The 22,590-nt window shown below is 53.2% G+C and carries 18 protein-coding genes and 3 pseudogenes; 10 read left to right on the top strand and 11 right to left on the bottom strand.

What is annotated here, in order from left to right; genetic code table 11:
- Positions 1–187 precede the first annotated feature (187 nt).
- Together L0H14_RS07330 and L0H14_RS07325 are read right to left on the bottom strand one after the other, a co-directional pair.
- Positions 188–1,069: pseudogene (locus tag L0H14_RS07330) on the bottom strand (DDE-type integrase/transposase/recombinase); the annotation flags it as partial.
- Positions 1,070–1,211: 142 nt separating this feature from the next.
- The gene (locus L0H14_RS07325; protein ID WP_301421579.1) at positions 1,212–1,643 is read right to left on the bottom strand and encodes an AvrD family protein; all 432 of its coding nucleotides are present in this window, start codon (positions 1,641–1,643) and stop codon (positions 1,212–1,214) included.
- Between the two features lie 85 nt (positions 1,644–1,728).
- On the opposite strand from L0H14_RS07325, the gene L0H14_RS07320 reads away from it, so the two are divergent.
- The 5 genes from L0H14_RS07320 (at position 1,729) to L0H14_RS07300 (ending at position 4,149) form a co-directional block, all read left to right on the top strand.
- Entirely contained in the window at positions 1,729–2,316 is a 588-nt protein-coding gene (locus L0H14_RS07320) for a TetR/AcrR family transcriptional regulator (protein ID WP_301421578.1), read from the top strand.
- A 126-nt stretch (positions 2,317–2,442) separates the two neighbouring features.
- Positions 2,443–2,637, top strand: coding sequence for a hypothetical protein (locus L0H14_RS07315; RefSeq protein ID WP_301421577.1), 195 nt, complete (start codon positions 2,443–2,445; stop codon positions 2,635–2,637).
- A gap of 178 nt (positions 2,638–2,815) precedes the next feature.
- Positions 2,816–3,127, top strand: coding sequence for a hypothetical protein (locus L0H14_RS07310; protein ID WP_301421576.1), 312 nt, complete (start codon positions 2,816–2,818; stop codon positions 3,125–3,127).
- Positions 3,128–3,264: 137 nt separating this feature from the next.
- Entirely contained in the window at positions 3,265–3,507 is a 243-nt protein-coding gene (locus L0H14_RS07305) for a transposase (protein WP_301421575.1), read from the top strand.
- A gap of 3 nt (positions 3,508–3,510) precedes the next feature.
- Positions 3,511–4,149 carry an IS3 family transposase gene (locus L0H14_RS07300; RefSeq protein ID WP_301421574.1) on the top strand — a complete coding sequence of 213 codons (639 nt, stop codon included), beginning with the start codon at positions 3,511–3,513 and terminating at the stop codon, positions 4,147–4,149.
- A gap of 111 nt (positions 4,150–4,260) precedes the next feature.
- Here L0H14_RS07300 and L0H14_RS07295 read toward each other — a convergent pair whose 3' ends face one another.
- From L0H14_RS07295 to L0H14_RS07280, 5 genes are all read right to left on the bottom strand, one after another.
- Positions 4,261–4,935: a putative bacteriocin export ABC transporter gene (locus L0H14_RS07295; RefSeq protein ID WP_301421573.1), complete on the bottom strand. Its 675-nt coding sequence runs from the start codon at positions 4,933–4,935 to the stop codon at positions 4,261–4,263.
- A gap of 3 nt (positions 4,936–4,938) precedes the next feature.
- Entirely contained in the window at positions 4,939–6,273 is a 1,335-nt protein-coding gene (locus L0H14_RS07290) for a DUF1430 domain-containing protein (protein ID WP_301421572.1), read from the bottom strand.
- The gene (locus tag L0H14_RS07285; RefSeq protein ID WP_301421571.1) at positions 6,270–7,025 is read right to left on the bottom strand and encodes a hypothetical protein; all 756 of its coding nucleotides are present in this window, start codon (positions 7,023–7,025) and stop codon (positions 6,270–6,272) included. Before L0H14_RS07285 ends, L0H14_RS07290 begins: the two co-directional genes overlap by 4 nt.
- A gap of 342 nt (positions 7,026–7,367) precedes the next feature.
- On the bottom strand, positions 7,368–7,790 hold the full coding sequence (locus tag L0H14_RS12515) for a lactococcin 972 family bacteriocin (RefSeq protein ID WP_367618023.1): 423 nt from the start codon (positions 7,788–7,790) through the stop codon (positions 7,368–7,370).
- A 413-nt stretch (positions 7,791–8,203) separates the two neighbouring features.
- Positions 8,204–8,509, bottom strand: a complete 306-nt coding sequence (locus L0H14_RS07280; RefSeq protein WP_301421570.1) for an integrase core domain-containing protein — start codon at positions 8,507–8,509, stop codon at positions 8,204–8,206.
- A gap of 23 nt (positions 8,510–8,532) precedes the next feature.
- On the opposite strand from L0H14_RS07280, the pseudogene L0H14_RS07275 reads away from it, so the two are divergent.
- Positions 8,533–8,838 (top strand): annotated as a pseudogene (locus L0H14_RS07275) (transposase); the annotation flags it as partial.
- Between the two features lie 360 nt (positions 8,839–9,198).
- Here L0H14_RS07275 and L0H14_RS07270 read toward each other — a convergent pair.
- From L0H14_RS07270 to L0H14_RS07260, 3 genes and pseudogenes are all read right to left on the bottom strand, one after another.
- Positions 9,199–10,008 (bottom strand): AAA family ATPase, encoded by an 810-nt coding sequence (locus L0H14_RS07270; protein WP_301421569.1) that lies wholly within the window; start codon positions 10,006–10,008, stop codon positions 9,199–9,201.
- Complete coding sequence (locus tag L0H14_RS07265) at positions 10,008–11,414, bottom strand: Mu transposase C-terminal domain-containing protein (RefSeq protein WP_301421568.1); 1,407 nt, start codon at positions 11,412–11,414, stop codon at positions 10,008–10,010. Before L0H14_RS07265 ends, L0H14_RS07270 begins: the two co-directional genes overlap by 1 nt.
- Before the next feature lie 48 nt (positions 11,415–11,462).
- A pseudogene (locus L0H14_RS07260) lies at positions 11,463–12,064 on the bottom strand (recombinase family protein).
- 721 nt (positions 12,065–12,785) lie between these two features.
- On the opposite strand from L0H14_RS07260, the gene L0H14_RS07255 reads away from it, so the two are divergent.
- The 4 genes from L0H14_RS07255 (at position 12,786) to L0H14_RS07240 (ending at position 16,626) form a co-directional block, all read left to right on the top strand.
- A complete protein-coding gene (locus tag L0H14_RS07255) occupies positions 12,786–13,256 on the top strand; it encodes a hypothetical protein (RefSeq protein WP_301421567.1) in 471 nt (156 codons plus the stop codon).
- A 38-nt stretch (positions 13,257–13,294) separates the two neighbouring features.
- A protein-coding gene (locus tag L0H14_RS07250) for an IS3 family transposase (RefSeq protein WP_301421566.1) occupies positions 13,295–14,517 on the top strand; the annotation gives its coding sequence in 2 pieces (ribosomal slippage) (positions 13,295–13,559 and positions 13,559–14,517; 1,224 coding nt in all).
- 317 nt (positions 14,518–14,834) lie between these two features.
- Positions 14,835–15,470 carry a hypothetical protein gene (locus L0H14_RS07245; protein ID WP_301419539.1) on the top strand — a complete coding sequence of 212 codons (636 nt, stop codon included), beginning with the start codon at positions 14,835–14,837 and terminating at the stop codon, positions 15,468–15,470.
- Positions 15,471–15,474: 4 nt separating this feature from the next.
- The gene (locus tag L0H14_RS07240; protein WP_301419540.1) at positions 15,475–16,626 is read left to right on the top strand and encodes a hypothetical protein; all 1,152 of its coding nucleotides are present in this window, start codon (positions 15,475–15,477) and stop codon (positions 16,624–16,626) included.
- 793 nt (positions 16,627–17,419) lie between these two features.
- On the opposite strand, the gene dnaE is transcribed toward L0H14_RS07240, so the two are convergent.
- Positions 17,420–22,507 (bottom strand): DNA polymerase III subunit alpha, encoded by a 5,088-nt coding sequence (dnaE, locus tag L0H14_RS07235; protein WP_301421565.1) that lies wholly within the window; start codon positions 22,505–22,507, stop codon positions 17,420–17,422.
- Positions 22,508–22,590 lie beyond the last annotated feature (83 nt).

The raw sequence follows: 22,590 nt of genomic DNA, 5'->3' as shown, positions 1-22,590 counted from the left end.
AACTGGCTGGATTTCTCTGCTCATCTGGCCTACTTATAGTTGATCACACACACTGGCAACTCGAGGCCTGTTCGGAAGCTTTGGTCGCGGTGGCCTCCCAGAGCACGCTGAGATCGGTGATGCCTTCGTGGGCTGGCAACTCAGCCCCCAGTTCGGGTGAGACGGCTACTGGGATCTGTGGATCGATCGGTTGTGGCGCAGGTCGGGGTGCTTCGGCTACCGGTGTGGCATCCCACGCTTGTTGCGGGGTGATCCGCCCGGCTAAGGCCTGATGTCCGCGGTGTGTGTTGTAGTAGCGGTCAAACTCATCGACCTGGGCTTGGAGCTCTGCGCACGTGGCGGCCAGGGGTTGTTTATCCAACCATCGGAACAATGTTTGATGGAACCGCTCATTTTTGCCTTGGGTGGTTGGGCGACCAGGCCTTCCGGTGATCGGCTCGACACCTAGTGTTTTGGCATACGCGGTCAGTTGGCCGATCCAGCCCATCCGTTCAGGATTCAACGCCGCTCCGTTATCGGTCAACAGTCGCTGTGGCACCCCGGCAGCAGCGATGCCTTTGCGCATCACCGCCACCGCATCCTCCCCATTTTCAGATGGGGCGACATGCGAGGCGATAGCTTTACGCGAATGGTCATCTTCCAGTTGGAAAATCACACACTTGCGTCCACCCACCAGCACGTACTCGGTAGCATCCAACTGCCAACACGCATTGGGCGCTGGATAGACAAACCGCCGGTACGCAGCCCGGGGCTTCTTGTTGGGCTGGACTCGGGCCACCTGACGTTCTCGGAAGATCCGTGCCAAGGAGGCTACTGCTGGTGGCTGTAGGCCCATGGCCAGCATTTTGTCATGCACACTGATCGGCCCGTGATCCCAACCCGAGGCTTCCAGGGCTTTGCGCACCGCGACCGCCTGATCTTTGACGTCTTCGCTGATTTTGGTGGGCGAGGTCTTGGGTCGACGAGACCGGGGCTCCAAGACTGCGGCTTGACCCTCGTTGCGTGCCCGAGCGCGCAGGGCATAGAAGGTTTTGCGACTGATGCCATGTTCAGCACAAAACGCGGTCACACTGCCACGGGGTGCGTCCTTGGGCCAATTAGCAATCGCCAGACGGATACGAGCATCAACAGGTTCATTATTTTTGGTCACCCATCAATCAGAACCGACCCGAAATCTTCTGGAAGTGTCACCACCACAACCCCCAGAACTGTTACCGATGTCCTGAGGTAGAACTGTCACCGATCTCCTGCGACATAACATTTGTAATTAAAATAGAAGCACTGATCGGTTCAGAAACGTCGATTGGCATGTGTCCGGGGCGGAGTTCACACATTTGAAGCCAGCCCATTGAAGTATCCAGGATGTGTTCTGAGTGGCTAGCCCAGTTCTCAAGCAATTGGACACTCAAGGCGATAGCGTCAATCGAGCTTAGGTGTGCTGACTGATTGATACTTCTTTTGCGCGACCAATCTCTCGGGTATCTGACGTTAATTAGAAATTTTCCCCCATTCTCCGAAACAGAAAGAGGCGTGACGGTATGCTTTACTCTCATGAAACCGTTACCAAGGTAGCGATCTTCTGAATCTCCGAGCAGATTATCGATACCGTTATGCGATGGAAGTTCGTTTTGTGGATGAGTCATGCGTTCCCCTGTGGCACTGGGCAAAGCCCCCGTAAAACATGCAGGTAGGTTTTATTATAGATGAAGTTACGAAAGAGGGGGCCGAATGGCACAACAAGACAGGTCTATCGCAACTCGAGCATCCATTCTGGAGGCTGCCGCGAAAGTTTTTTCAGTGCTTCCATATTCAGAGGCTAAAATCTCTGATGTGCTTTATGAGACTTCAGCAGGTAAGGGAGCGCTTTATTTCCACTTTAAGAGCAAACATAATCTTGCGAGTGCAGTGCTGCTTGAAGGGCAAAAGCAGTTGCAAGCAGCTGCAATGACTGCAATCGATAAAGGTGATACGGCTCGCCTGCGCCTCGAATCGCTTACTTCAACAATCGCATCGCTTATCGCTGATTCAGTTATAGTTTCTGCTTCCTTCAAGCTGACTATGCAGGCTGGAAAAGAATTCCCCGACATTGCAATCGACCCATATGCAGTGTGGCAGCCAATGGTTCGTCGGCTGATAGATTCTGCTTCTAGTGCGAACGAACTGCGTAATGGTGTCGATGTCGATGAACTCACCTGGATTATTATTTCGATGTTTATGGGCAGTAAAGAACTTCTAAATTACAGGGGCGAACTTACAAAGCTTCAAGAAAGAATAGAAGACGCAATGTCTTCTCTATTTGGTCTCGCATTCAAATAAGCAAAAACTCCTACTATTATCGCTATCTGGAAAACTATTCTCTAATTTGATCTGATGTGACTTATTCATACAGCAGGTTTCATCTACCAGGCTGAGGTGTAGTGCCTCATGTCAAACTGAGCGTGAATGATAGGTCGTGCCTCAGCTATTTTGAGTGTGAAGGCCTCGTTAGCTGGCGTTGATGCGGATGCCAGTGGTGCGGCGTTTTTGGCGGGTGTGGTGCTTGTCGTCCATGTTGACTGCGATGGTCAGGGTTTTGTCTTTGGCCAGGCTGATGAATCGGTCTTGGCAGGTCAGGATTTGTCGGGTCAGCTGAGCTGAATTGATACTGCTGTAGATCGCTTCCAGCTCGTGCTGCTGAGTGCTGGAAAGGATCCCTGAGTCCAGGATTCGCTGGTAGGGAGTCTTGGGGTCGTCGTAGACCCGTTTACGTCACCCGGAGGCGTCTTGGTGAATCGTCCCGGGTTCCGTGCCGTTTTCTTTTGAGAGAATGGTTGTTATGCCCAAGCAGTGTTCACAGGACGTCAAGAACCGTGCAGTGTCCTATGTTCTGGATCGTCTAGATCGTTATCAGTCCGTTTACGCAGCGTGCCAGGACCTGGGTCCGAAGCTGAATGTTGGCGGGGAATCTCTGCGCCGCTGGGTTCTCCAAGCCCAGGTTGATGCCGGGGACCGGATGGGGCCTTCCAGTGAGGAACTCGCCGAGATCAAGGCCCTGAAGTCCAAGGTCCGGGACCTGGAGGAAACCAACGAGATCCTACGTCAAGCATCGATGTTCTTCGCGAGGGAGCTCGACCCTCGCCAGCGCTAATTTCCGGGTTCATTGACCAGCAGCGCGAACGTGGTTGTGGAGTCGAGCACATCTGTCAGGCCCTCACCCTTGTGGGGCTCCAGGTTTCTCCACGCACGTATCGGGGCTGGAAACAACGTGGACCAGCACCCCGGTCAGTGACCGACGCTCTGGCCCTCAACGCCCTGTATGACCTGCAGCAACCAGATAACAAGGGCCGACCGAAACCAGAGGTCCTGTATGGGCGGCGCAAGATGCTGCACTGGCTACGTCACAACGGGTACCCGGATGTTTCCAAGCACACCGTGGATCGGCTGATGCGGGTAGCCGGGATGAACGGCTTGGTGCGCGGTCGGCGGACCACCACCACGATCCGGGCCAAGGATGGGCACCGGGCCTAGGACTTGCTGAACCGTAACTTCTGCACCGATACACCGGACAAGATCTGGATCACAGACTTCACGTACGTGGCGACTCGGGCAGGGTTCACCTATGTCGCGTTCGTGATCGATCTGTTCTCCCGGCGGATTCTTCCCTGGGCGTCCTCCACCACCCATGACACGGCATTTGTCGAACAAGCTCTCCAACTGGCGTTATGGCAACGCCGTCATGGGCGGGACTCTCAGGAGAGGCAAGGCGCACAGATGATCCATCACTCAGATGCTGGGAGTGAATACACGTCCAAGAGATATATTGAAACGTTGGCCGTGGAAGGGCTGATTCCTTCGATTGGAACTATTGGTGATGCCTTCGATAATGCTGTTGCTGAAACGGTGATGGGCTTGTTCAAGAACGGGGCAGTGGCCAGGGATTCACCGTTTCGAACTGGTCCATTGAAATCTGAACTGGAGGTCACGGACCTGGTCGTGGACTGGGTTCATTGGTACAACGAGGAACGCTTGCATTCCACGTTGGGTTACCTCAGTCCTATGGAATTCGAAGAGCTCTATCATGATGAAAGTGCGACTCGTTATCCGCGGTTGCCGCTAGTAAACCCGCGGCATGAAAACCGGGACGGTTCATGGGTTCAACCGGGTCGCTGAATGAGCTGCATTCCTGAATTTTTAAACTGCGCTTATAATTCTTGGCTCTGTACATTATACCGGTAGTCAGCCATCGGCATATTATGGCAGTGCGGGAATCGCACATAATATCTATCCGGCGCTCATTTCCGATTCAAATGCCTCACAATTGTTCAGGTGAATTACTCGATTGCACGCTTGGGCAACGGTCTCATCGTGAGTTACGATGAGAGTAGCTTTGCCAGCTTCCGGTAGCTCCTTTAGTAACGCCAGTATTTGATCTCTATTGTGGTTGTCGAGTGAACCAGTTGGTTCATCTGCCAATACAATGTCACAGGGCTTAAGGAGTAGACGCGCTAGCGCTATGCGTTGCTGTTCACCCCCAGAAAAAGAATAGATTCGCCGGTTCTCAACACCTTGGAGACCAACTGTGGTCAATACAGAATCGATCCGTTTTGCTGTTCGATCCGATCTGGGGACGTAGGCCAGTGCTATTTCAAGATTCTGTTTGACTGTCGCATCTTCAATTAGTGCAAAATTCTGAAAAAGATATCCAAGTCGTTCGCGTCTATATCGTACTGCTGCACGACTTCGAGGCTTCGGTGCCGGTGCCCCTTGGAATAGAACTTCACCGCTATCAGGGACATCAAGCAGGCCAAGGATATTCAGCAGAGTGGATTTTCCTGAACCACTTGGTCCCATTATTGCTATCATCTCACCGGGAAATACCTTTAAGTTTATACTTTTGAATAGAGTTCTAGACTTATAATGTTTTTGTACATTTCTCAATTCAATAAGTGGCTTCATGTTTTAGAGCTCCTTCACCCGTCGGACTATGTTTCGCCGTTCCACTAGGTGGACGACAAATGTCATAAATAAGAGATCCACTATGAAAACAATTATCAGGATCATGGCCAAGTGAGGTAATTCCACGATTGGTCCTTGAAGATTGGCCGGCTGTTCAAATGAGGATGCATTATTTACTAGGCTGCCGGCTAAACAGATCAGTGCTGATAGAACCCACGTAGCGACAATGGCAGCTATGAGCTCACGATAGGAACGAAAGTACCCATGTCCGTGGAGTCTCCTAACTACTATTTTTCGACGCAAACGGTCGCAAAACAAGCTGATAAACGATGCACCGAACACGAGCATAATAAGCACACCAGCTCCAGCTGTGATTATGCTCCAGGTGATAGTTGACCTGAGATAGTTTACCTCCTCAAGCATTGCCTGCTGGGGTGTGACGAGCGTCTGTAAATTGTCACTGAGCCGAAGCTCAGTTAGGGTGCTCTTCAGTTGATTCAACGTAATTTTAGGGTTTCCATCAGTACGTACTTTTAGTGCCGTATTCATGTCTCCAGTTATTGAATTCAGGCGGTCGATCGTCATGCTATTTTTTGAAGTCATGATCTCCACGATCGGATCTACAATAGTATTTCCGTGATCTGGATTAATAGTGGAGTTGAAAGTAAAGAATTCTTGTGAAGGTTTCGTCCAGATGATGCGGACCCGTTGCTGCTTAAGACTTGACGGAACTGGTTCTCGGAGCATGTTCTCTTGTCCCTGAACGGCCCCCTCGAAGTTAGGTCCACCAGTACGTGATAATTGAATTTGTTTTTTAATCTCAAGCTCTCGGTCCATATACTGAGCTGGGATGGCTACTACCCAGTCGTGTTCATCCGGGCTTATTTGGACTTCTTCTCCGTTTTGGTCTTTGAGCGGATATTGTTCCAAGTAATTCAGATTCACTCTAACAGGAGCCACAGGTAACCAGGGGTGGGGAGGAATGCCAGGCGCATAATCAGATGCATCAACATATATAGCACCCTGTTGGTCAAGTAGAGGGTAGAGATCTCGGGCTTCTACAATCTTTGATTCATGCCCTCCAGCCTGGAGCTCTGCTAAATCATCGCCGTTGAGTCGAGGGTAAAACACCGCATAATTGTTTGTGTGGCTCCAATCATGAATGATCACTTCCCGAGCATTAGATTCCTTTAAGGTCACCCATGTCATCAACATTGCAAACACCAGAACCACAACCCCGACTACCTTGGCAATCGCGGCAAAAGTCAATGTGGCTGTGCTCGAAGATATCCGCGTTTTCGGCTTATCTTTTAAGCTGTTTTTGGGGTGTTGCCTCATCTCATAAATCCTTTCAATAAGCTGGTGGAAGACGTCCATTTGATTATTGCAGTAGATGTAATTGCTGATATAGCCAGCAAAGAGCTGCATGCAATTATCACCGGAACACAAATGGACAAAAGTGCCATCGGGCGTGCACCAGGTATCAGGATGCCTATCAATAGGACAACTCCGAGAGCAACACAAGATGCAATTACTTGTATTCGGCCAGTTGAAATGAACCAAATTCTTACAGTAGAAAATCCAAACAGACGCAATATACCAATTCGCGTTCCATCGCGAAAGATCAATGAAACGACAATGATCAGTGCAAAGCCTGAGAGCATGTATGGAAGTAACTTAAGGGCAATTGGTACCGTAAGTGACTGTTCACCGGTTGTAGGTGTATGAGACTGTAAACTAAGGTCAACAAGACCGGCAGCTTCGAGCTCTGTCTCTACGCTTGAAAAAAACTCGGCTGCGGCCTCTGGGTCAAGCGCATCAATGTAATAAATTCCTGACGCAGGTAAATGATCGAAAGCTTGTTTTAATGAACGAAACTCAAGGTCAAAGCCGTTACCAAAAGGTACAACTTTTTCAACGTCATCGTTAGCAAATGGTTGGGAAAGAGTCTTGAGGTCTTCAGCACTGAGTATCCAAGACTGTTTTATCCCGTCTTTTGCCCCGGATAAATCTGTGAGCAGCGTTGAATCATCCCTATTATTGAGAACATACTCCGTGATCTGAGTTCTTCCCCCAGGTTGATCTGACACAGACATTCGAGTGATATTAACGCCACTGTCTTCCGAAAGATTCGTAAGTACAGCTAACGTTTCCTCAGGTACCGCGACTCGAAGGTCGTCAGGCCAGATTAGTGCTGGCCCACTCCTGCTGGCTGCGGTTAGTGCATGGACCTCACTCTGAATGGCATTCTGAACCAGCACCGCTAAAGGTAGGGAGCTCATAATAGCAAGCAGAAGCAGAGATAGAAGTGCTCTCATGTCACCCCATGAAAGTTAAGCCAAGGATGGATGATGCTGCGTGACAACTGTGTTTATACAAGGCTTGTCACGCAGCTCACTCCATATGGTTGATATCTGTATTCAAAGGGTCAGTTAGTAGGTATTCCAATATGTATAGCATGTATATGCTGCTCCTGCACCAGTTTTCGCGTATGACCATGATCGAGCGTTTGCATAACCAGTGACATTGCTGCTCGCTAGAATCGCAGTTGAGCTGTGATACTTTGTGTTATGCTTATAGTTTGACCAGCATGTCTTCGGAGGTACAAGACCCAGACGTGATCCGTAGTTCCAAGTACCTCCACCGACACTCTTCACTGCGAGCGGGGTGATGTCAGCACCCGTATTTGCTTCTTCCCCAACGGTTATATTGCTATTATCAGGTGCGATTGCTTGCCCTGAATCTATGGTTATCAAATTCGCGGATTCTGAAGCGTGTGCTGCGGTTATTCCACCAATTACGAGAGTCGCCGTAGCTGCAGCCACGGCGAGGATATTGTGTAGCTTGCTTTTCATTTTATACTCCTGAAATCAATAAATTAGAGTTCCTGTTCGATGCATGAGCGACTATGTCGTTTGCGGAGCAGGCGGCGTGTTCGGCCTGGTTCGATTATAGGATAAAAACAAACCTACAAGAAGGTTTCGTTGCCTAATATCCTAAGCAATTCAGAATATGATTATTTGCCATGGAATCAGTGCTTCTATTTCTAGAGTGTTGACTGTTAGGGAGCATTTGTGCAACGCATGATTTGATTCTTCAGCCATTTCAATCCCCGGCTGATATCCAACAGCATGGGTCCAATCTCGACCACTGGGAGCCAATGGCTGTCGTTAATAGCGGAGATCAGAGTGTTTTAGACACACAGGAGCGGGTGAATAAACACACTTTCAAGTCCCAGGTCTTGTGGAGGCTATGATTATTTTAATTTTTAGGCTGCCACTGGCGTTTGGGCGTCGGTCGAGTAGTGATTAGATTCGACTTCGGCGGGGGTCTGGTAGACGAGCATGGAGTGCAGGCGCTCAATATTGAACCAGTGAACCCAGTCCGCGGTGGCCGCTTCGAGCTGTGCACGATCCCGCCAGAGTCCTTCGAGAAAGCTCAGCTCGGCCTTATAGAGTGAGTTGAACGCTTCGGCCATGGCATTATCGTAGGAATCTCCTTGGAGCCCACCGAGGCCACCGCTTGGGCTTTCTCCAGTGTGTGAAGTAGCCCAACGCGCGATATTGTATTCCACTGTCGGAATTAACCCGAATTCGGGTTAATTCCGATCGCGGAGCCCACTATCGCTCCAGGAGCTGGATCCGCCGCACCGAAGCGGCCAACATTATCCGGTCGATGTCGAAAAAGGGCTACAGCCCAGACAACGCCGCCTGTGAAGGCTGCTTCGGCCGGTTGAAAAACGAAATGTACTACGGCCGCCGCTGGACATCAGCTGACGAACTGGAAACCACCATCAATGCCTACATCAAGTTTTACAACACCACCAGAATCAAAGTGTCTCTCGGCGGCTACAGCATCAACCAATACCGTGCCCTGAACCAACTGGAACCCAAACTGTCCTAAAAACAGTCCGCATCCCCCAATGGGTGTAGCGAATATGGGGTACGAACCGGTGTTTTCCGTAGTCAAAGAGATAACCGATGCGCTTCGACTCGCCCCACCCAAGGTGTAAGTCAAAGAAGGGCACGACGGTCATGTAGTAGACGACCGGGATAATACGTGCTCTGCCAGATTAAGCTACACCTGATCTTCATCAGATGGCGGGATTTGAACCCGCACCACGGCTTCCCAAATAGCGATAACCGATCTGTCTTTCGGCCCGTCGTGCGCCTTCAATCTTCTGTTGTTCTACCCCAAACTGTAATGCATTACATGTGACTCTCAACTTCATTTGGCGGCTTTTCGCAGCTCCGGATGGCGGTTTCAGATGCCGATGACCAGGGTTGAGCGTGCTGCTTCGACAACGTCGTCGGTGATGGTGTGTAGTTCGTTGATTTTCATGATGCGTTCCATTTGGGTGAACAGTCGGTCGACGAGTCGAAAGTTGCCATGGGTGACGCGGGCGATTGCGGCTAGTGCTTGGGCATCGGTGAAGTCGTCGGGGTCGAGGGTGTGTCCGAGTTTGTGCCACCGGCGTTCGAGGCCGAAGCGGCGTTCCACTTCGGCCAGGGGTCGGTATTCGTGGGCGAAGCCGACTCTGCTGTAAAGCTGGGGGTAGCGACTAAATTGTTTTTCGATCCCGGGCATGCCGATCAGGACCAGCCCCATGTTTGTGCGGTCGTGTTGGTCGCGAAGGTATTCCAGCGCTGAGGGACCGAGGCGTTCGGATTCGTCGACGATGAGCAGGTCAATGTTTTTGAGTCGCATTCTCGGTGGACCGGTGAGTTTGCCGAGGGTCTCGAGATGCTGGTCAATGCAGATGGAGACCCGGGCGGCGAGGTCTGCGAGATCTTGTTGGACTTGTCTCGGAGTGGTGAGTACTCCGGGCGTGAAAAAGACGGTGCGTTTTCTAGCCAGGGCGGCATAGATCTGGAAGTCTGAGTCCTCGCGCGGTCCCCATTCTTCCAGCAGGGTTTGGGCTTTGTGCCAGTTGGCGTAGCGCGTGGCAGACAGTGTTTTGCCAATGCCGGCTTGGCCGTAGCAGATACCGATGGTGTGTTGTCTTCGGACGGCATCGGCGAACTCGATGAATCGACGGTGTTCTTTGGTGGCTACAAATCGCTGCTGGGCCATCAGTCATCCTCAAAGTAGGTACGCAGTTTCGGTTTCTTAGGTCGTGATGCAACAGGGGTTGTTTGGTTCGGGGCTGAGGTATGTTGAGGTTCGGCGACGACTGCGATGCGTTGGTTGATTTGACCGCGCAGTTCGTGGCGGCGTGCCGCGCGTGCCGTCTGGACGTCTTTGAGGCTCACCGTGGCGTTCGCATGGTCAGGATCGACTGCTTTACAAAGGTACTGGTCTTTGTGAAAGACACGTATCTCAGAAATATCGCGCGGGTCGTAGCGGATCACGACTGGTTCTTTCACATAAGCAGCCAATAGCGGAGAGACATACCGCAGCCCTTGGAAGTGCACCCCATCGCGACGCACAATGCGGTGTTTGGCCACGCTGAGCAATAACAAGTTCAGCTCGTCAATCGATTCGGGCAGACGGGGAAGCCATCCGTCCCCGAGCCACACCTGCTGCGGAGTTTGGTCAAGCTCTGGATGGTCGCGTTGATGGTAGTTTTCAGCAATAAATGCCCCGATGGCGGCATCCAGTTCAGCTAACGTCAGGACCGGTGTTGGATGGCGGTGCCCGTCGGTGATATACCCCGGCAGCTCCGCCAGTAGTTCGGTGTTGAGTGTGCCGAATATTCGCTCGATTTTACCTCGGCCTTGTGGCCGGGCAACAGTCGAGTAGATGATTTCAAAATGCAGATCCCGTGCGGTTTGGGCCAGATGGCCACTGGTGAAATCGGGTCCGTGATCCACATAGAGCACATCGGGGATGCCACACATGGGCCAGTTCGGATGGTTTTTTGGCCAGATTCCCTGACGCAGTGCTAACGCCGTGTTCAGCGCTGACGGCGCACCAACAAAGACCATATAACCGCAGACGGCCCGAGAATAGTCATCCAAGATCACGGTCAACCATGGGCGGACGGGTTGATGATTCGCATCCACAATGAGGATATCGAGCTGGGTGTGATCGGCCTGCCACGTCTCGTTGGCCCGTTCTGCCCGGTGCCGCCACACCAGTTCGAAATGATCCCGATAGGCCACCGGCCCGTGGTGGGCGAGCATGACCATTCCTGGATCTAACGAGCCAACAATGGACCGAACTGTAGTATACGAAACCATCGGCCAGCCCTGCTGGGTTGCCTTCGTCTGGGCTTTGCGAGCAATAGCGGCGATGGATCGTCGCGGCTTGCTCAAGGCCAGGCCTTCGATGAAGGCCTGGAGGTCAGGATGGGTTCGGCGACCCCGCTTCAATGGCTCTACTGGTGTCAACCCGGCTATTCCGTCACGTCGATAGGCTGCATTCCACCGTTGGACGGTGCGCAAAGCGAGTCCCGCGTCTTGGGCGATCTGGGTTAACGACTCCCCATCCTCGGCGTGGCGACGGACCACCTGCCACCGTGTCGCAGCAATGCTCATGCGCAGCGGCACCATCCGAGTCCAGTGGATATGTGCCCCAGGCCATGACTACACCGTCTTCGTTGATCCACGACGTGCCGGTAGCCCACCGTCCGAGTCACGACGTAACGCCCGATAGATCGTCGTCCGGCTGACGCCTAAGACCTCACCAATCTGGGCGACCGTCATGTCTTGTTGGGCATACAACTTCCGGGCAGTCGATAATTGATCATCGGTCAGCAATGGAGGGCGGCCCCCTGTGCGGCCACGTGCGCGAGCCGCCGCCAGCCCAGCATGGGTACGTTCCCGGATCAGGTCGCTTTCAAACTCCGCCAGGGAGGCGAAAATATGGAACACCAATCGACCACCAGGAGAAGACGTATCGATATTTTCTTGCAGCGATCGGAACTCGATACCACGAGCCTGCAGATCGGACAGCTGATCAATAAGGTGCCGAATCGAACGACCCAGCCGATCCAAGCGCCACACCACCAAGGTGTCGCCGGGACGCAACTGATCCATCAGCTTGTCCAATTCCGGACGCGACTGGAGGGAGCCAGAAGCGGTATCGGTAAAAATCCATAGCACCCGGCTGCCTGCAACGCGTCGTGTTGTAAGCGTGCATCTTGGTCTGACGTCGAGACCCGGGCGTACCCCAGAGCATGTGCCATAGCTCCAATGTAGCAGTACCCGTCCCAGCGCGGAAGATCCGCAACATAGAAACTGGCACTGACTCTGCAACAATTGCTTCGAGCTGGCCCCGTGATATTCATTGATGACTGGCATAAAACCTGGACGGCGAAAAACGTTGTAGCAAAAACGAACGTTTTTGAACCTTCGGAAAATCCGATCATAAAGTTCTGGACAATGTCTACGGCAAAAGTGAATCTAAGACCTTTCTAGGGACGTGGGTGTAGTGACGATTGATTTTTGGAGGTTAGCCTCGACACCGGGAGGCGAAGACCATCATCAACACGTACAGTTAGTATCCGGTGCGACGTTTTGTGGGGCAAACTCGATTAGGCGCATCGTACTTCTTAGCAGTAATAACCCTGTGGGTCACTTTCACAAGTCATCTGCAAAATCGCTTCAGCGTCTCTAAATTCCCTGCTCACTAGTCCTGTCGTATTGGAATGGCCGCCATGCACCACGAGTCTAAGAGCTGATTCTCGCGCGTGGGTGGGCTGAATATCTGCGGCTTCATAATCCATATTGCTAACACCAAACCAAAGCATAAAGTTCGGCAATACGACTCTACTTACCAAAAACAATTGGGCACTATCAGATAACACGAAACAAAACAAGTCTGTTCTTTTCCGCGTAGCCCTATATGCTAAATCCACCACTATCGATCCTCATTCACAATCAGATTATGTTTAGGAGAGAAGCATCATGAAACGTTCCAAGAAAGTACTTGGGTTGGCGGGTGCAGTAGCAATCGCGCTGAGCTTTTTAGCACCATCTGCAGCATATGCTCAGGAAGTAGCCCCAACAGTAACCCCCACCGGTGGTTCGACCGCACTAGACGACGCGGATATACCTAACGAGTCCTCTCCATCCCAAGAAGTCGGTGAGGAGTACATCGACACGTCCGAGTCCGATGGTCTGTTTGGTAACACAGTTGACAGCTCAAATGATCCCTCATCACTTCAGCTGCAGAGCACTCGATTCACAGGTCGCGTCCAAGCACACAATCCGCATAAGTCGCACGGTCAAACTTCTGGCCATGTCTCGTGGTACATCACATCGGGTACCAATCGGAAGGTCAAGGTGACATCCACGTTGAAGGCTCGCACCAGCTGGGTCACGTTCAAGACCAAAGCTGGCCCAACTGGGGTTAGCCTTGAAAAGTGGACATCTTGAGTAGCGGGATTTCGGTCTTGCTGGAAGGATGTTCAGATATGAACGAACAGAAGAAACAGCGTCGGTCTTTTACCGAGGAGTATAAGCGTGAGGCGGCAGGGCTGGTGATTGATACCGGCCGATCGATTGCTGCCGTGGCTCGGGAGATTAAGGTCGGAGAGCAGACGTTAGGCAAGTGGGTGAAGCTGGAGAAAGCCCGACGTGGTTCGTCTGCATCGAGTGGGTCGTTGTCTGAGGAGGAACACGCGGAGCTCAAGCGGTTGCGTCAAGAGAATTTCGAGCTGAAAAAAGATAACGAGTTTTTGGGAAAAGCGGCTGTCTTCTTCGCGTCGAAGCAACAACATCGGAACGATTCGAACTGATGTTTGCGATGAAGACAGAGTATTCAGTTGCTCGCATGGCACGGTTATTAGCGGTCTCTCGATCCGGGTTTTATGCTTGGTGCCAACGCCAGACCCACGGGCCCAGTGATCAGGCTGTTGTCCGCCGAGACCTGGATCAAGCAGTGCATCAGGTGCATGAGGGATCAGACTGGGTGTATGGCGCCCCGAGGGTCACCGCCGAATTGGCTCGTCAAGGCGTGGTGGTCAATGAGAAAACCGTTGCTAAATCGATGCGTCGTCAAGGCTTGGAAGGCATTAGCCCGCGGCGTTTCACGCCGGTGACGACACTGCCCGGCGTGGAAAGCTACCATATCCCGGATTTGGTGGAACGCCAGTGGGATACCGGGCAGCTCAATGCCGTGTGGATCACCGATATTACCTATTTGCCCACGTGGGAGGGCTTTGTGTATTTATGTGCGATTCGTGATGGCTGTTCGCGTCGTGTGTTGGGTTGGGCTATGGAGGATCGTCAGACCACCGATCTGGTCGAACGGGCGGTGCGGATGGCGCACACATTACGTGAGCACTTACCCGACAACGTGGTCCTGCATGCGGATCGCGGCAGTCAGTTCACTTCCTCCCAGATGCACGAAGTTGCCGTAGAATTACATCTTCAACAATCGATGGGCCGCACCGGGGTGTGTTGGGATAACGCCATGTCAGAGTCATTTTGGTCGACGTTGAAAACCGAGTTTTATGACCGACGAACCTGGCCAACACGAGCCGAAGCAAGGCAAGCCGTTGCCCGGTGGATCGAGGTCATCTATAACCGGCAACGGCTACACTCCAGCCTGGGAATGGTTCCTCCCGTCGAATTTGAGACCACGATGGCCCATCAAGCGATCAACGATAAAACAACACTCACGCACGCCGCGTGATGCAAATCACATGTCCACTACTTGCGGGGAACCCCACAACCGCAAAGAGCGTTTACGCAGGCGGAGGGGGAGGCAAAGACGCTGTTGCACGGTACACGTGCAAAAATAGTAAAAAAAGAGACTGGTACACCTACGGTGCAGCCTACGCCCCCGGCACGTCTAAGCCTTTCGGCAGTCATTCGAGCGCTGTAAAGTCGGTTGCGTGCGATGGGGGCCTGCAGTAGGGAACCAACAGCTGATCGGTAACGTGGGCAGAACATAGACTTTGGTCATGTTGCCGATCAGTATGGCAGCCATCCCCAGCACCAAGGAAATTCATGTCGCATCGCAGTCCTTTAAGCAAGATCTCGGCTCTCCTGACCCTGGTATTTTCCCTTTATGTTCTTTCAGCGTGCACCTCAGCGCCAACATCGGAATCCTTCTCGTCTGAGACTACCAATCATAGGGCTGGCACGGATCATTTCCCTACGATCAGCGTCGGCTCCAAGGGAAGACTTGTCGACCTGATGGTCGATGATGAGATCACAGCGTGGCTCAATACCATCGCTGAATCAGACGATGATTTGCCGCCAACACCGGAGGATGATGCATGGCAGCCATACAGGATGCCTTCTGGTGACACCTCAGTGATATTCGAGGCAAGAGGCCAAACTTCCTTCGACCTCCTTGAAATTCTTGCCTACCCAGACGGACTCGATGATGAAGGCATTCCGGTTAGTGTTGTAACCTATCCTCTCTGTGGGCCTCATGCCGAGGTTAGCTGTGAGGATGCTGCCTGGGGCACCAACGGCGTAGAGATCTCCTTGGGCATTGTTGAAGAGGCCATCGCGGATACTGAGTATTACGCGATCGGTGGCATCCTGCTGCCAAACGGCGACTCCCATCCTGACAGTTTCATGGCTTTGCTGAGGAAGCAAAGCGGAGATGCTGAACTCGAGAAGTGGGAGGGCTAAGTACATGAATAGCAGATCTCCGACATCAAGCATTGAGCAGATCCTACTTTCCGGCCCCCGAGGCCGACGTCTCTTGTTAGAGTATGCCCTGGCTTCCGAACTCGCCAATAACCCGGTTCGTACCGAAGACACGTTCGGTCATGCAGTTGTCGTCGCATCGCGCCACCTGGAGCCTGGCAACAACACGACTGCGGTATTCGGTTGGCATAATTCGGATATACCACCGTTGGAGGTTAAACCTGCCCAGGTCGCGGAGCGCCTTAATACGTTAGAACTGTTCGAGCCGACGCCGCAATTGCTTCGGCAAGCCTTGGTAGCGGCTGTGGGCAACGCCCGGTACTGGCAGGAACCCGACGGCGAGGACCTCCTGGCGGCAGCTCCCGATATGTATCTTGGCCTCCAACGCGTAGCCCAGCATATCGCGACTTCCCAACTGACAGCATGGTGGTGCACGCCAGCCTATATCCCGGCTCAATATGCAGTGCAATGGGAAGACGCCAGGCTACCAGCTATCCCTGATGATATTCAGGCCGCCCTGTTGGCGGCCCGACACCGTGAACGGACCGAAGAGCATACTGCTCGTACGGAACGCGACGCAGACCCCACTGCGAACTGGACTGGGGAATGGTGGTCGCACCCGCCCAAGACCATGCCCTCCTCGACTCGTTTACTGTGTGACGGCAGCCCAGCTGGACTGTGGTTCGTCGAGGATCACCTCGGATGGGAGGGTGCAGACAGCGTGGAGCTGATCGCTCCGAAGGACGCGTCGGTGTTCGAAATCCACGGTGCCGATGACTGGGCAGAACTGTGCGCCCGATTTCCGCTGGAGGTCACCGCGCAGAAACGCCACGATTGGTATCGTACGACCGGTCGTACAGGCCGTTGGGTGCTCCCCGATTGGGTGCAGGTAGCAGATCACTATGATGCCGTACATCTCCAGGTCGGCGCATATCTGGCCGTAGCCGGTGTGGCAATTCCCGTCAACCACCGCACGGGTTCTGCTAGTGTCATCGCCGGCTGGAACCCCGACGAGACCTACTGGTTCTCCTCGAACATCACCTACGGAAACGAGGGCATCTGCTGGGCACTTAAAGACGATGGTACCGAGATGGTGTGGAAACCAGCACCAACCCGGAGGCCTCATCAGCACCGATGACGATTAGGGATGCTCAACACGGGGTATTTCATGCACCGTGGCGAGAAGTGACACGGTACTGTCCAGGCACCAATAGAGGTAATGAAGTCTGAAAGAATGGGGACTCGACGGGACGAGATGTCTGCCGACCTGACTTCTGAAGCTGACGTTTACATTGTTGAGCGGTCCGATGATTCTCCGTCGGAACGCCTTGTCCCGGCGACCGTAAACAAAGAAAAAAGCCTACGAAAGATTTAAGCAGGGTGCAACAGAACGCCACGAAACAGACATCCTCATTTATATGCTCGAGATGCCGCCGGTGCGAAGAAAGACCCATTACTAGAGGTCCTTGTCCTCACCCAGACTGAAACCCGGGATATTGACTACGCAACGTAGGACCCTGGTGTGCTATACATTCTGCCGATTTCGACTGCTGCATAAGCTTCGAGTTCAAACGACACCAGGATATGTAATGCCACCTGTTTGAGCGTACCCAATATTGAGGGCATCACGACAGAAGCCAAACAGCTCGTCGCCTACTCGAGACCCCTCACTGTATGACGCACTGCACTCCGCCCAGGTTCCCATACCCGGTTTTGCATGTCATGCCTATTCAGTGCTAGACGCTCAGATAATCAGGCCGGTGCATTTGGATACCAACACCAGAGGCAGCTAGGATGCGATTCAATATTGTTCCCATGCGCTTCGGTCAGGCAGACTGCCATATGAACCTGCGAAAAACCGCCAAACGAAATTGCGAGTCACACATTACAGTTTGGGTCACCAAGTCCCGACACGCCGGCGGGTTGGCAGGTTACAAGGGTGTTTTCTCTTCAAGCAGCAACATGTCATATTCCAAGTCTCCGGAGTATTTCACCAACACTGCTTTGTAGTCCGGCAACACGACTAATTCTTCACTGTGCTCTTCCATCAGCAACACTGACCGTGGGCTTCCCAGATGCCCTTTGACACGTCCGGTGGTGCGATCAATACGTCCTCGCTGCATATGGACTACGACATATCCAGCCCAACGATCAGGATTATCCTCCGTGCCGTCATGGTCCACAGGCACCGGCGTGACACGACGGCGCTGAGGGTCCGGCTCAGGGTCCTGGTAGTTATCTCGGGCATCGCCGTCGCCTTCTTCGTCATAGTCTGTTGATGAATCGCTCTTATCATGACCGTCGGTGTGCTCAACCACAGGTTCAGAGTCAGGTTCAGACTCATCGTCGTCAGCTGGTGTCTCCGTCCCATCGAGCGCATCATGCAACATCGAGGTTGCCAGAGGCTGCTCTACAACCTTGGTGGGGTCTTCTGGAAGCCACACGCGAGAGGCGAGGATTTCTAGCACAGAATGCTCATCACCCTCATCATCAGTCCACGTGTTGGCTTTGACCTGGCCGGAGACCACCATCAGCGACCCAATGGCTGGTTCACCATAGCGTTTGACCATATCTCGGTGAGCATTATTGAAAATAACCACTGGCAATGACTCACCATCAGACAGCTCGGCTTTTGCCATGAGACCTGATCGTGAGACAAAGGGATCGTAACCGGAAACCACCCCGAGGTGACACACGGAGTGATCGGTATCCAACAGGTCGTCAAGACGGTCGATGTCTAAGGTGAAATCGCCGTCTCGTTCGTCTAAGCGGTCAGCTAGGTCGTCAAGATCAATACTGTCAAGGGTGTTGGAGCCAACCACCGTACCGATTGCGGCACGTTGACGGGCATCCCGCTCCACGACACCAAATTCGGTGCCATCCACCGGTAGGTCCAACACCTTTGCGGTCACCAGGTTCTTCAACAAACCACGACGGGTGCCAAACTCATCGCAGGCACCAGATTCGATCAGTGCTCGAAGCGCCAAAGTGTTCAGCCCCTTCGCCCGACTGGCAAGGTCGTGCAAACTGGTAAAGGGGCCATTCTTTTCGCGCTCTTCCACGATAGCGTTGGCCGCTTTGCCCACGTTGCGAATCTCGGCCAACCCTAAGTGGACTTCACCACCAACCGGGGCTGAGCCGGTCTGGGAGGTATTCACTGATGGAGCCTGAATTGGGATACCTTCGGAGATAAGGTCTTTGATGACCAGCAGGCGCTTGGCTTCGTTATCCGATACCGCCAGCATTGCAGCGGAGTATTCCACCGGATGATTCGCCTTCAACCATGCCGTCCAAAACGCTACCTGACCATAGGCCGCGGAGTGCGAGTTGTGACTGATGACGCCATTGGCCACAAAGTTATGGTCGGTGCCTTCAGCCATTTCCACATCGTAGACCGGCTCAATGCCAGCCTCGCGGATGCCAACGACTTCTAATGTGCCAGCAAGGTGGCCCTTGCCCCAGCGCTTTATGCGACCGTTGTGTCGGTAGTCCCACATCTTATGGTGACTGGCACACTTCCACGCCAGGTTTTCAGGCTCATTGTTTCGACGATCACCGTCAAGGTGGGCGCGCTCTAGTAGCTTTTCATCTCGGGTCGCACGACATTCGTCGCAAGTAGCGTCTTCTAAGGTTGCTTCGGTCCACTCGCGGAGCTTGATGAAGCCGCCATCGACATAGCCACTGTTGAGTTCGCCAGGCAACCATGGCTTATTTCCGACGATCTGACGACGGGGGCCAGCTGTCGTGCGGAGTGCGTCGAGCTGGTTTTCATAGGAATCATTACCGGCATGGCTGATAATGGTGTCCCCGATACTGATTTCATCGACACGGCGGTAACCGTCAACCATACGGAATCGGTGGTTGTCGGTTGCACGAATGGTGGAGCCATCACTGAAGGTAAGCTCGTAGACGGTACGCTCACCGTTGTAATGGATCGTTTTCATCCGCTGAGGACGAATCCTGCCATCGGTTTCATCCAATGCCAGCAGCGTGAAGCCACGGTTATCGTTGAGCTTGGTCCGCCATGAGGCACATGGGTTACACACCTGATCGCAGTAGGTCGGGCGAGCGGGGCGTAGCAGGCAGGCAGGGCATAGGCCGTCCTCAGTGGCACCGCTTGCATGGATTCGACGGTAGAGCTCTTCAATGGTGCGTCCGGTACTGTCGGCAGTGCGGACTACGGTATCGCCGGTGACACACTTGTTGAAGGAATACTCGGCTGCACCTTCAATGAAGTCCCATACCCGCTGTGCGGTGTCTTTTGAGAACACTGGGCTATAGACCTTGCCCTGGTCGTCTTTGAACTCTTGCTGAGCACCTTCAAACCACCAGTTCTGAGCTTCGCGCATCAAGTCACGGCTCTTCCTCCCAATTGCCCGGCGTAGCGTGGAACGCTGCTTGTCATCGAAACCAGCGATCACTCGACCCAAGGTCATCGCTTGTTCCTGGTACAGCGCGGCTTGGTAGGTTTCACCTAACACGGTGTCCAGCCACTCGATTTCCGTGGCATCCTTGGTCAGGTGGTCGTAACTTTCTTCTCGCTGACCATTCTTCTTGGCCGCATAATCCTCGGGCATCCCAGCCGACAAGGGGCCAGGACGGTACAGGGCGACCACCGCAGATAGGTCATTGAGGTCATTGGGTGCCACGTCGCGTAGCACCCGGGTCATCCCATCGGAGTCCAACTGGAACAGACCAGCGGTGCGCCCCTCGCGCAGCAGCTCATACGTCTTATCAACGGTTTCGTCATCATCGTTGGGGTCAGGAATGTCAAACACGGACATCTCAACGTCTTGTTCGGCCAAGTACTCGAACGTGCGGTCCATGTAGTCCAGGTTCTGAATGGCTAAAAAGTCCATTTTCAACAGCCCCATGTCCTCACACATGTCCCCGTCCCAAATGATCACGTCTGGCTCACCCTCATTGGCGGCAGGGCGTAGCGGCACCATGTCAGTCAAGGGTTCTGTAGAGATAACGAACCCACAGGGGTGAATGGATACACCCTTTGAGATATTTTCCATTTGCCGAGCTAGTTCAACGATTTGCCGGCCAATATCACCGGCTTCTTCGACCGCTTTGAAGAACTCGATCTTCTGGGAGTGGTTTTCATCTAACGCATCCAACTCAGCAAACGACAGCGGGTCAGCACCCTGGGTTTCCAGCGTCTTAGCTAAGGTGTCGCCCAGACGGAAGATTTCACGGCGGCGATCTTGCTCTTGCTGGGTTTTCGCTAGGTCTTTGTCAGGGGTGAGCACTCGGGCGGCGTCACGGATGGCGGCACGAGACTTCGCAGATTGGAATGACCCGATCTGGGCAACATGGTCGTGGCCGTATTTTTCTTCCACGTACCGGTGAATCCGCCAACGCTGGAATTTGGGGAAGTCGAGGTCAATATCTGGCAGGCCAACACGTCCACGTTCTAGGAACCGCTCAAACAACAGACCGTTATCTAACGGACACACATGGACAATACCTAAGACATACGACACCAGCGATCCTGCCGCGGACCCTCTGCCTGCACCCGTCGTTATCCCTTCTCGGGCACAGAAATCCATAATGTCCCAGGTGATCAAAAAGTAGTCGCTGAATCCCATATCGGAGATGACCGACAGTTCGTGATTCATACGTTCTACGACTTCTTCATCCTCGCGCCAGTCATCGCCGTAGCGTTCTGGGGCCAGGTCCTCTACAAGGTGACGCAAGTAGTCATCCGCGTTGTCGAAGTCTTCTGGGAGGTCGAATTTTGGCAACCGAGTTTCTGGTTTCGGCACAGTATCTTCGGCCACCAGCTCAGCGACTTTGCCGGTGTTGGTGACGGCTTGTTGCCACACTTCATCGTCAGGGTGGATGGCACGAATTTCCACCTCGGTCATCAGGTGGTAGTTGTCACCGTTGAACGAGAATCGACCGGGGGTATCAAGCGACGATCTGGTGCCTACTGCCAGAAACGCATCGTGAGCTTGTGCATCGTCTTGGTGAATGTAGTGGGAGTCGTTGGTGACCACCAGATCAAGGTCAAAATGCTCAGCCAACGGTATGAGGTGGTCCATTGCATAGGTTTCCGAGGTGATCCCATGGTCCATGATTTCCACGAACACGTGGTCTTTGCCCACACAGTCGATCAGGCGTTGTGTGGCATTGTAGGCGTCGTTGAGGAGCTGGCTGGTCTCTTCCACTCTGGTGGTGATGCTTTCTGCCAAGGCAGGCGACAGGCCGCGATCAAAAAGGCGAACATAGTGCTGCTCAATGATCCCAAAGAGCACTTCCCGCAAGGTATCTTTGACGTTTTGCTCAGTGAGTCGCTGCCCTTTGACTTTGTGCTGTTTAGCGACCTCTGCGGCATCGTCGTAGGCGGCGATAATGGCCTCCACGCTGTCGGTGGTGAAGTGCGTGCCAGTCAATCCGGCATATTGCACGCCCTTGGCGTCGATGGTGTCGTGTTTGTTGGTCAGCGGCTCGACCGCGTTTTGGATCGACACGGTGGCGTCATAACCCAGGAGTTGTGGGAAATTGGAGCGCAACCGGGACAGACGATGGGCAGCATCGGTGTAGTCTGCTGCAAGTGCCTCGGCACCGATGTCTTGGATGACTTGTTCCAGCTCGACTACAAGGTCTTTGGCGACACCGGTGTCTGCTGAGGCAATCGCATCAAAGATCAGGTCTTCAAGGTCGGCAATATCTTCTTCCGACACGTCCTGGGGCAGGGTGTCAAACAGGTTGAGTTCATCGACGACCAGCTGTGCCACCACACCGGTTTGCGCGGCAGAACCAGCTACAGGCGATGCCAGGCACCCGGTGAGCACGATGAGTCCTTCACCGTATTGCTTCAGCAGGTCGTAGTCGATCAGCGGGTGTTTTCCACGCTTGGTCTTTTGTGACTCATTGTGGATGCGGATCAGGTTGTGCCAGCCGGTGCGGTTCCGCGCCATGATGGTCAGGTGGTAGTACGACTTGTTTTTGAGTCGGCCAACTACCAGGTCAGTAGCGTCGCCCATGCCCTCGTCGTTGTAGGTTTGCATGGTTTTGGGCTCATGACGTGAGCCGATGGCTAAGCCTTGATCCACCGATGAGTAGTCGGACGTCTGCCTAAAATTCTTCGGTG

Source organism: Yaniella sp., from assembly GCF_030453185.1.
GTDB lineage: Bacteria > Actinomycetota > Actinomycetes > Actinomycetales > Micrococcaceae > Yaniella.
Note: the sequence above shows the minus strand (reverse complement) of the source record. Positions and strands in the feature narration are given on the sequence as shown.